Genomic DNA, 9,744 nt, shown 5'->3' on the forward strand with positions numbered 1-9,744 from the left:
GCGGGTGGCACATCGGGCTCCTCAGCTCCGACCGGGCGCCGGCCCTGCGCCCGGGGCGGGCGTGGGAACTTGACGGGTAGGGGCGCGTCGCGCGGGAGCGAGGGGTTTGCGGCCTTGCTCGCAGCCAGGTGTAGCTTCGTGGTCCAGCCGCCCCGCGACCGGCCCAAAGCATGATCAGCCGGCTCGTCCTCGACCCCGTCGGGTGGTTCCTTCTGCCGCTCGGGTTGGGCGCGGGCGCCAGCGGCGTGCTGATGCGCCTGCGATGGTCGAGTCCTCCTTGCTTTCCGCGCGGACGACGCACGGATCGGCCGGCTCGGGGAACGCAAGGACGCTGAACGCGCTGCCTATCGAGGGTCGGCGTCACAGTCGGGAGCGATACGCCCCGAGTTCCTTCTTCGCGGCGGTCAGTTCGCCGACGGAGTCGTGGACGAGGCCGCGTGCTGTGGACAGGGTGGCCTCGGTGGTGCGGACGATCTCAGGTCGGCTGCCGGCGAGGACGCCCAGCAGCGCGTTCTGGTTCGCCCACATCTTCTGGTGGATCGCCGCGATCCGACCCGCCGCCCGGTCGAGCTGCTCGACGACCTGCTCGATCCCGCCGATGACCTGCCCGGCGATGCTCGGGGTGCCACTGCGACGACTCGACATCGCTCGGGGACCGCGATGGCCAGTTCCCCGGGTGCCCGTCGTCGGGGCGTGGGCGGCTCCAGACGTAACACGTGGTGACGTGCCGCCGCCACGGGCAGCCGCCGCTCGCCGTTCGTCGCGACGCTCACGAAGATGGTCGAAGCCGGCGACCACGAAAGCTTTGCCCTGCGAACCAACCATGCCCCCGATGATCGCGCCGCCGGTAGAAGCCACGGCGGGTGAGACCGGCAGCCCGTAGCGGGCGCTGGCCAGACCGACGAGCATGCCGACGCCAGCCCCACCCCATTCGACCAACTTCCCCAGCGCTTCCTTGACGCTCTCGTACTTCAGTCGCCGGGCAAACGGCCTTTCTACCTGTTTCCGGCGTCGGTTTCCTTTGCGCCAGCCCATCAGGCCGACGCGGGATCGAGGTATGCGCAGCTCACAGCTATCAGCAGAGGTAGGTGCCTACCCAAGTCCTGCGCTACCTGGGCCGGTGTCTGCTCCATGGGTTCGTCGCCTTCCTCGACGTTCTCGGTGTCGTCTGCGTAGAGGGCGCACGCCTCCCACAGATCAGCGTCGCGGTAGGAGAAGGACCAAAGACCGTAAACGTCTACGGGTACGGCGACCTTCGGTTGGCCGGCGTGACCGATCCGGTGCAGGTGGGGCTCGTCCGGGGTGGAGCCGAGTCCTTCCCCGAGGGGGAGGAGTTTGTGGCGGCGGAAGACTGGTTCGAGGTCACCGTCGGTGTCGAACTCGACCAGCAGGCCCCGGCCGATCAGGTTGTCGATGATCTCCGCTGCCTGGGGTTCGGGCTGGGGTGCGGTTTCCAGCAGCCGGATCAGTGACTCCCGGTTGACTTCCAGCTTCGCGTGTCGTTCGGCGTCCACGAAGGCTGCCGCCCAGACCGCCGCCTCGGTCTCGGTCAGCTCGACCAGGTCGTCGCCGAGGTGGATCTCGTAGCACTCGGGTGTCGGGTCCGGCGGGCGGACGTACCGGTAACGCGGACCCATGGACAGGCCGGCGGGCACGATGACGCGGGGCATGGGTTTCCTCCCGGTCAGAAGCTGGCGGAGTAACGCTTGGTCGCCTCGATGGAAGCGCCGGCGAGCTGCGAGGCCTCGTTGAGGTTCTTCTTGACCTGCTCCATCCGGGCGATGGCCTCGGCCACGCTGGGGTGGGTGGTGCCGCTGGTGACGGCCCGCAGCATCGCGAGGCTCTGGTTGATCGAGTCGTGAACTGCCCGCATCTGCGCGATCTGGTCCTGCGTGGACCTGCCGAACTGGTTGATGCCAGCCTTGATCTCCTGGATCGATGCCACTGCGCGTCCTCCCCCTATCCCGCAACGGCCATCCCGCTGGGACCGTACCGGATCATGCACGCTTAGTCAGCCCCCGGTCGCGCATCGGTCAGCGGGTCGGGGTCCGCCAACCGTCAGCGACTGAGGTTCAGAAGCATCGCCCAGTCCGTGGGCAGCACCATGCAGTTGGTCGGAAACCGGGTGCGGTCCGTCGGTCGCGTGGGGTGTGATCGGGGCCATGCCGATCGTGTTGGGTGAACCGGGAGTCGAGGGGCTGAGCGAGGCCGTGGGTGTGCTGCGGGAGTGGCAGTACGAAGGGGCACCGATGCAGCTGCATCCGGGGGACGTGGGCTGGTTCTGGCGGTCAGGTGCGGAGGCGACGGCTGCGGCCGTCCGGACGTGGAGCCGGGATGGACAAATTCTCGCCCTCGGATTGCTGGACGGTCCCGAGCTGTTGCGGATGACGTTCGCGCCAGGCGCTCGGCGGGACGCGGAGTTGGCGCAGCAGGTGGTTGACGACGTGACCGAGCCGGAGCGCGGCGTGCTGCCCGAGGGGAAGGTGAACATCGAGGCGCCGACGGATGCGCTGGTCCAAGAACTGCTGTTCGAGGAGGGCTGGAAGACCGACGAGCCGTGGACGCCGCTGCGCCGCGACCTCACGGAGCCGGTGGAGGATCCCGGCGTACGGATCGAGGTGGTCGGGCCGGAACAGGCGCACCTGTTCGCCGCCGTGCTTCGGGCAGCGTTCGACGGGTCGACGTTCACGGACGAGCGCTGGCACGCGATGGCTGCCGGATCGCCGTACGCCGACGCCCGGTCTCTGATCGCGTACGACGACCAGGGCCACGCGGTGGCGGCGGTGACGGTGTGGTCGGCTGGCCCGGGTAGGCCCGGGCTGCTCGAACCGATGGGTGTGCACCGGGAACATCGCGGTCACGGCTATGGCAAGGCGATCAGCATCGCCGCAGCCGGCACACTCCGGAAGCTGGGCTCGTCGAGCGCGATCGTCTGCACCCCGAGCTCCAACGTCGGCGCCGTCGCCACCTACAGGTCGGCCGGCTTCCAGCAACGCCCCGAGGTCCGGGATCGATACCGGGACGCCTACTACTCCAGCCGTAGTGGTGGATCTTCGTAAGCTGCCGTCGACAAGCAGCCGAGTACGGGAATAGTTGGCGGAGTGAGCACTCACTCATTGACGGAGTGAGTGCTCACTCCGTACTCTCGTGGTCATGACAGCACCCAAGGAGAGCCAGACCACCCGCCGCCGCGCCCCCGGCATGTCGCCAGAGCAGCGCCGCGAAATGATCATCCAGACCGCGATCCCGCTGATCGCCGAGTACGGCGCCGCGGTAACGACCGCGAAGATCGCCCGCGCCGCGGGCATCGGCGAGGGCACGATCTTCCGGGTTTTCGCCGACAAGGACGAGCTGCTGCAGGCCTGCGTGGCCGAGGCGCTCTCCCCCGAGCACGCGGTCCGCGAGCTCGACGCGATCGACGTATCCCAGCCACTGCCCGACCGGCTCGCGGAGGCGGCCGAGGCGCTGCAGGCGCACATGTCCAGGATGGGTGCGATCGTCGGCTCGCTGGGGCATCGCGGTGGCAAGCACCCCGGCACGGTGCGCGGCGCGGGCCGCGACGAGTCGACGACCCGTATCCGCGTGGCCCTGGCGGAGCTGCTGGAGCCCGACAAGGCCGCCCTACGCCGGCCGCCGGAGCAGATCGCGGCCCTCTTCTTCGGGCTGCTCTTCACCCAGCCGCGTACGGAGGACGAGCCCGACCTGACCCCGCAGGAGCTGGTGGAGGTCTTCCTGCACGGGGCGCTCTCGGGGGGCACCAAGTGAGCGCGGGGAGAAGGCGACTGGGGGTTACCGCCCTGGCCGTCCTGGCCCCCGTCCTGGTGTGGCTGGTCGCGGACCCACTGCTGGGGCACCGGCTGCGGATCGCCGACGGCGGGCAGACGCTCGACATCGGCGCCGAGCCCGTGGCGGTCGTCGCACTGCTCGCGTCGCTCTCCGGCTGGGGACTGCTGGCCGTCCTGGAGCGGTTCGGGGTGCGGCGCGCCCGCGCCATCTGGACCGGGGTGGCCGGCGCCGTACTGGCCGTGTCCTTCCTGCCGTTCATCGGCGACGGCATGGACGGCGGCACCCGGGTTTCCCTCGCTCTGATGCACCTGGCGGTGGCGGCGGTGCTGATCCCCGGGCTGGGCGGCAGGCCCCCCGGGGCGGAAGCCGGTGCCGCCAGGGGGTGACCGCCAGCACCAAGTACGCCGCGATCAGCACCAGGTGGAGGTAGCCCTGCTGGCGCGTCGCGCGGCCGGGGATAACCGTCAGAGTGCCCCCGTACCGGCTCCCGGGAGCAACGTCGGTTCAGCCCGTGATCGTTGGTAGCTCAGCAGTAGTCACCCCGGCGTGTCGGGTTGTTGAGCTGCCAACGATAGCGTCGAGGGTGGACGGGCGCGGTCGCGGTGAAACCGTCAGCTCTGTCAGTGACGGTAGGAACCGTGCTTGACCGCCGTGACGAAGGATGCCCACGCTTCGGGCCTGAAGGTGAGTGCCGGGCCGGTCGGGTCCTTGCTGTCGCGGAGCCCGACGATGCCGGTCAGGTTGTCGGCGACCTCGATGCACTCGCCGCCGTTGTTGCTGCGGGTCGACTTGCGCCAGATGGCGCCGGTCAGCTCAGACACGGGAGTACTCCTCTGCGACTTGTTGGATCAGGGCCTTGGACCGGGACTCGTTGAGGGCGCGGCTGGTCATGTCGGCCCAGATGGTGTTGTAGGCAGTGGTCTCGTGCGGCTTGTCGAGATAGATAGCGCCGGTCGCGGACTCCAGGTAGGCCACCGGTGGCTCTCCCTCCTTGCCGTTGCTGTCCATCGGGAACTCCAGGATCGAGAAGGCGCCGGCCATCGCCCCGGCGTGCAGTCCGGCAGAAAACTCCAGCACCCGGACGGTTACGTTCGGTAGCTCCGCAGCCTTCAAGATCTGGTGAAGTTGCTCGGCCATGATCGTGGCGTTCCCGACCGGGCGGCGCAACACTGCCTCGTTAACTATCACGCTGAGTCGCGGAGCGGAGAAGCGCGTGAGAAGCGCTTGCCGTTCCACCCGGAGTTGTATGGATCGCTCTTGCCCATCGCGGTCGTCGGCGTCGATCGCACCGCTGGGCATCAGGAAGAGTTGCTCGGCGTAGGCGCGGGTCTGGAGCAGCCCGGGGACTAGCTCAGCCTGATACTGCCGGATGCTGGATGCCGAAGCTTCGAGGCCGACGTAGAGCTGGAACCACTTCGGCAAGCCTGATCCGATGTAGTCGTGCCACCAGTTCTTGTTCTCCCGGGTGGCGGCGGTCATCGCCAACAGCAGCTCGCTGTCCTCGGCTGATGCGCCATACAGCGACAACATCTCCTTGACGTCGGCCGCGCGGAACCGCACGTTCTCCGCGCCGCTCTCGATCCGGTAGAGGGTGGCGCGTGCCCGCTCCAGATCTTCGGCTGCTTGTTCCATGGTGAGCCCCGCCGCCTTGCGCAGTGCCTCCAGCTTTCGGCCAATCTGCCGTCGCAGCATCGTGGACCCCGTGACTGCCTGTGACACCGCGCGCCTCCGACGAGTTGCTGATGGTTGACGTTGCTCTGCGCAATTAAAGCGCCTCCGTGTCTCATAAACAATAGACAAATCACAGAGGGTTGCGCTTTCAGGTTCGAATCTTAATAAGCAGCGATTGGTAGACGTTGCAGGAACATCGTCGGGGATGCTCTACTTCTCCTGCGGCCACTGTGGATATGCCCAGGTCAGGGGCCGTGAGCTGCCCTGCTGTCGTACTGCCGATCGAAGGCTGCGGTGGCAGGTGCCGGTGGGTCCGTCGGTGCGCGGCGGGCCGACGGGCCCACCTTCCAGACCGTGACCCGAGAGGCGGGAACCCACATGCGTGTCTTCTTCCGGTCGGCCGGGCGCAACGAGCGGCCGTGGCCGGCGGGCTCCAGCTGCTACCGGTCGGCCACCTACCGGCCGCTGCGCCCCTGGCAGGTGCGGGAACGTCGGTTCCGTCGTACCCGGATCGGCCGGCGTGGCCTCGACCCCGACGAGGTCGCGCGCTTCCTCGACCAGGTCGCCGGTGACCTGGCCAGCCTCTACGAAGCGCTGGCCCGCAGTCGGCAGGAGACCGACCGGATTCGCGAGGCGCTGCGCCGCTGGCAGTCCGAGCAGTCCCAGGCCCGCCTCGCGGAGCAGCGGCGCATGGAAGCGCGGTGCGCCCGGTGACCGGCCGCTGGGTGGTGCACCTGCCGGTGGTCGCCCCGGACCTGCCGTCGGCGCAGCGCCTCGCCCGGGTGGTGGCCCGGTGGGCGGTGGTCCTGCCGCAGACCGACCCGGGGGAGACCACCGTGTCGGCCGAGGACGAGCAGGGCGTACGCCATCGGGTCTTCTGCGACCTGCGGATGCCCGGCGGCCGGCGCTGCCTGCTGCGGGCCGACCACGACGGACCGTGCGCCCGCCGGCTGGTGCGCCGGTGAGCGCCGCCGCGACGATCCCCTGCCCCGACTGTGCCGGGCTGGCCTTCCAGGTCCGGCGGTGCGCCTGCACGGACGGCGGCGACCGCCTGGTGGTCGACGGCGACGGCTGGGCCGACGAGCCCTACCGCGAGTGTCGGCTGTGTCGGGGGGACGGCAGCGTCGCCGCACCCTGTGCCGACTGCGCCCGGACCGGGCGGCGGCGGGCGGAGCTGGTCGTCTCCGTGGTCGACCTGGACACCGGGGCGGCGGCCTCCGAGCGGCTGCGCCCCGGCGGGATCGCCCCGGTACGCAGCCCCGACGGGCTCTGGGAGGTGCCGGCGCGACCGGTCGTGACCCGGCTGGCCGCCCGGCTCGGTGCCGGCGACGTGCGCGGGCTTCCGTCGGCCGGGCCGGCGCTGGACGCCCCGCTGCTCTGGCTGCCCCGCGCGTGGCGGCCCGACCTGCCGGCCGCGCAGCGTGACGCCATCGAAGCGGAGGCGCTCGTCCGCGCCGACCACACCCCGTGGCGGGTCTTCCTCGCCTCCGGTACGGCCCCGCCGCCCGCCGTGCCCCACCAGCAGCTCGGCCGGCTGTGCGGGCTGGCCGCGCTGCTCCACCTCGACCTGGTCGTCGAGGCCCGCCGGCACCACGACCGGGTGGGCTGGGACGTGCGTTTCGAGCTGCCCGGCGGGCGCGTCCCCGACCAGCCGCGCCGCTGCGCGCCCGACCTGGCCGCCGTGGCGGGCACCACGGTCGCCGAGGCGATGGCCGGGCTCGCCGAACGCGGGCTGACCGCGCCCGCGTACACGGTCCGGTCGTCCCTCGGCCCGCCCGCCGCACCGGTCGACGTCGACGTGGCCGCCCTCGGCCGGCGGATCCACGCCGACCTGGCCGACGACAGCCCCGGCGCGCAGGCGATCTGGCGCAACGGCCGCTGGTGGCACACCCGACTGCGGCCCGGCGGCAGCACCGAGACGCTGCACGAGCAGGAGACCGGCCAGGTCGCCCGGTATGTGACCAGCGTGCTGCTGCGGGAGGTCGAACCGCCCGACCCGGCCTGGTGGGGCGCGCCGATCCGGCACCGGGCGTGCCCCGACTGCCAGCCCGGCAGCCGGCTGCGGCGCTGCGCCTGCCGAGCTCGGTCCGCCGCGCCCGACCCGGACTGCCCGCACTGCGCCGGAGCCGGCCTGAGCCCCGGCCGAGGGCCCTGCGCCAGCTGCGGCGACAGCCGTCGCATCCACTCGGCGCTGACCGTCACGGTCACCGACCTGCACCGGGTCACCCACCAGCTGTGGCAGCCGTCGCCCGGGGAGCCGTCGACCCCGGCCGGTCGGCAGCCCGACGGCACGCCGGTCCGCCGGCTCCGCGAGCACTACCGGGCCGCGCGGCTCGCCGCCGCCTTCGGCGTACGACCGGATCACCTGAGCCGGCTCGACCAGCACGGGCCCGGCGGGCTCGACCAGAGCCTGCTGGAAGGCACCGTCACCCTCGACCACGCCGACGCCGACCCGGCCGTCCGGTACGTCGAGCAGGCCGCCCGTACGCTGCCCGGGGCCCGGCTCCTCGTCCTGGCCCGACCACCGGACGTCCCGCCGGTGACCGAGTTGCTGCGGCTCGCGACCGGGCTGGACCTGGCCCTCACCGTCAGCGTCTGCGACCACCGGCGCGCGGCGGGTGACCCGGCCCGGCTGCACGGCGTCCGGTGGCGGATCGACGTGTCGGGCCGGGGTGCGCCGCTCGACCTCGCCACGCCCTGGTGGCCCAGCCCCGAGGCCGCCGCCGCGGACTGCCTCGACCGCCTCGCGCACGCGCTGCGAGAGGCGGTGCCCCGGGAACCGGACCGGCCGGTGCCGGCACCCGGAACGGGTGCGCCGCCCGCCGCCGCAGATCCGGTGCCGGTGCTGCTGCGGCTGGCCCGCCGGCACGCCGGGCAGGTCGTCGCCGTCCGCCTCGACCGGGCCGGCTGCCGGTTCTGGCTGGCCGAGGCGGACGCCCCCCGGGCGCTCAGCGCCACGGTCGCCCTGGCCGACGCGGCAGCCGCCCTGCGGCTGGGCTGAACCGGCCCCCGCGCGCCCGCTGCCGGCACCGATTGCGGCATCCCATGGCGTTCACGCCCGGCGTTCCCGCGACTTGGCGTAACCGCAGCGAAGTGGCCACCCGCAGAGCGACGCGGGGCTGACGGGTCGTGGTGGTTGTCGGTAGGGTCGGCGCCGGAAAACGCGGTCCATCGGTCCTGGGGGGACGTTGGCATGGAGTCGGTGGCGTCGGCGTTCGGTCGGGCGGTGGCGGCGCACCGGGAGGCGGTGTCGCATGTGGAGGCCGCTCGGGCGCGGTTGCGTGACCGGGCCGGTGAGGCCGGTGTCTCGGCGCAGGTGCGCGAGGAGGCGCGGGGGTTCGCGGCCGGGATGCAGCGGCTCGCCGAAGGGTTGACGCCGGGTTGGCTCGGTTGCCGGCTGGACGGTGCCGCCGTGGATCTGCCGACCGGCGTCGACGCGGTGCCGGGGCGTCCGCTCGCGGTGCGGCTGGGTGAGGCGTCGCCGGTCGCCGGGAGCGTGTTCGGTGTCGTGGTGCCGTTCGTCGGGGCCGGTCACCTGGCGGTCGACAGCGACGCCCGCGATCCGTTGGTGGCGCGGTGGCTGCGTGGCCTGCTGCTGCGGGTGCTCGCCGCGCTGCCGGACGGGGCCCTGCGGGTCGCGGCCGTGGACGGGGCGACTCTCGGGGCGGTGTTCGGCCCGTTCCGCGCCATGATCGAGGCGGAGGCGTGGTCGCGGCCGGCGATCGACCTGCCGGGGTTCCAACAGGTGCTGACCGAGGCGGAGGAGCGGATCGAGCGCGTCCAGGCCGGCGAGGCGGATCCGTCGGTGCTGCTGGTGTGCGCGGCGGCCCTGCCGGAGGGCGCGGGGCGCACGGAGTGGTCGCGGTTGGCGGCGATCGCGCACGCCGGTCCGAGGGCGGGGGTGTTCCTGCTGCTCGCCGGCTATCCGCCGCCGCAACATCCGGGGCTGGACGCCGCCCCGCGCCTGGAGGCCACGACGCATCTGACGGCGGCCGGTGGTGGGTTGTTCGCGGTGTCCGACCCTCCGGGGCCGTACCGGTTCAGCGACGACGGGACGGGGCTGGCGGTGCCGGTGCGGTTGGACGCGGGCCTGCCGGACGATCTGGTGGAGACGGTCTGCCGGCGGTTGGCGAAGTCGGCGCGGGCGCAGGCGTCGACGGACTTCGCGGCGCTGATGCCGGCGGAGATCTGGCAGGAGTCGTCGGTCGGCGGGCTGCGGACCGTGGTGGGCCGGGCGGGTCGCGCCGACTGCGTGCTGGCGCTCGATGACGCGACACCGCACTGGCT

Annotated in this window: 11 protein-coding genes and 2 pseudogenes; 7 read left to right on the forward strand and 6 right to left on the reverse strand. The window is 72.0% G+C overall.

All coding sequences use genetic code 11. The annotated features are described in order from the left end of the window. Positions 1–119 precede the first annotated feature (119 nt). The 4 genes and pseudogenes from E1193_RS33475 to E1193_RS26755 form a co-directional block, all read right to left on the reverse strand. A pseudogene (locus E1193_RS33475) lies at positions 120–231 on the reverse strand (IS5/IS1182 family transposase); the annotation flags it as partial. Between the two features lie 129 nt (positions 232–360). After that, positions 361–645 carry a hypothetical protein gene (locus tag E1193_RS26745; protein WP_132185948.1) on the reverse strand — a complete coding sequence of 95 codons (285 nt, stop codon included), beginning with the start codon at positions 643–645 and terminating at the stop codon, positions 361–363. Positions 646–1,034: 389 nt separating this feature from the next. Beyond that, positions 1,035–1,670: a hypothetical protein gene (locus E1193_RS26750; protein WP_132185949.1), complete on the reverse strand. Its 636-nt coding sequence runs from the start codon at positions 1,668–1,670 to the stop codon at positions 1,035–1,037. Positions 1,671–1,684: 14 nt separating this feature from the next. Next, the gene (locus E1193_RS26755) at positions 1,685–1,945 is read right to left on the reverse strand and encodes a hypothetical protein (RefSeq protein WP_132185950.1); all 261 of its coding nucleotides are present in this window, start codon (positions 1,943–1,945) and stop codon (positions 1,685–1,687) included. Positions 1,946–2,162: 217 nt separating this feature from the next. Here E1193_RS26755 and E1193_RS26760 point away from each other — a divergent pair, with 217 nt between their 5' ends. The 3 genes from E1193_RS26760 (at position 2,163) to E1193_RS26770 (ending at position 4,172) form a co-directional block, all read left to right on the forward strand. Beyond that, complete coding sequence (locus E1193_RS26760; RefSeq protein ID WP_132185951.1) at positions 2,163–3,059, forward strand: GNAT family N-acetyltransferase; 897 nt, start codon at positions 2,163–2,165, stop codon at positions 3,057–3,059. 94 nt (positions 3,060–3,153) lie between these two features. Then, a complete protein-coding gene (locus E1193_RS26765; RefSeq protein WP_132185952.1) occupies positions 3,154–3,765 on the forward strand; it encodes a TetR/AcrR family transcriptional regulator in 612 nt (203 codons plus the stop codon). Next, the gene (locus tag E1193_RS26770; protein WP_132185953.1) at positions 3,762–4,172 is read left to right on the forward strand and encodes a DUF6069 family protein; all 411 of its coding nucleotides are present in this window, start codon (positions 3,762–3,764) and stop codon (positions 4,170–4,172) included. The genes E1193_RS26765 and E1193_RS26770 overlap by 4 nt, the downstream gene beginning before the upstream one ends. A 234-nt stretch (positions 4,173–4,406) precedes the next feature. Here E1193_RS26770 and E1193_RS26775 read toward each other — a convergent pair whose 3' ends face one another. After that, positions 4,407–4,607, reverse strand: a complete 201-nt coding sequence (locus E1193_RS26775) for a DUF397 domain-containing protein (protein ID WP_132185954.1) — start codon at positions 4,605–4,607, stop codon at positions 4,407–4,409. Then, complete coding sequence (locus E1193_RS26780) at positions 4,600–5,478, reverse strand: helix-turn-helix transcriptional regulator (protein ID WP_207922878.1); 879 nt, start codon at positions 5,476–5,478, stop codon at positions 4,600–4,602. Before E1193_RS26780 ends, E1193_RS26775 begins: the two co-directional genes overlap by 8 nt. A 357-nt stretch (positions 5,479–5,835) precedes the next feature. Here E1193_RS26780 and E1193_RS26785 point away from each other — a divergent pair, with 357 nt between their 5' ends. From E1193_RS26785 to E1193_RS26800, 4 genes and pseudogenes are all read left to right on the forward strand, one after another. Continuing rightward, on the forward strand, positions 5,836–6,171 hold the full coding sequence (locus tag E1193_RS26785; RefSeq protein ID WP_132185956.1) for a DivIVA domain-containing protein: 336 nt from the start codon (positions 5,836–5,838) through the stop codon (positions 6,169–6,171). Continuing rightward, positions 6,168–6,422: a hypothetical protein gene (locus E1193_RS26790; RefSeq protein WP_132185957.1), complete on the forward strand. Its 255-nt coding sequence runs from the start codon at positions 6,168–6,170 to the stop codon at positions 6,420–6,422. The genes E1193_RS26785 and E1193_RS26790 overlap by 4 nt, the downstream gene beginning before the upstream one ends. Next, positions 6,419–8,458 carry a hypothetical protein gene (locus E1193_RS26795; RefSeq protein WP_243707917.1) on the forward strand — a complete coding sequence of 680 codons (2,040 nt, stop codon included), beginning with the start codon at positions 6,419–6,421 and terminating at the stop codon, positions 8,456–8,458. Before E1193_RS26790 ends, E1193_RS26795 begins: the two co-directional genes overlap by 4 nt. Before the next feature lie 192 nt (positions 8,459–8,650). Next, positions 8,651–9,744: pseudogene (locus E1193_RS26800) on the forward strand (cell division protein FtsK); the annotation flags it as partial.

The organism is Micromonospora sp. KC606, assembly GCF_004348675.1.
Classification (GTDB): Bacteria; Actinomycetota; Actinomycetes; order Mycobacteriales; family Micromonosporaceae; genus Micromonospora.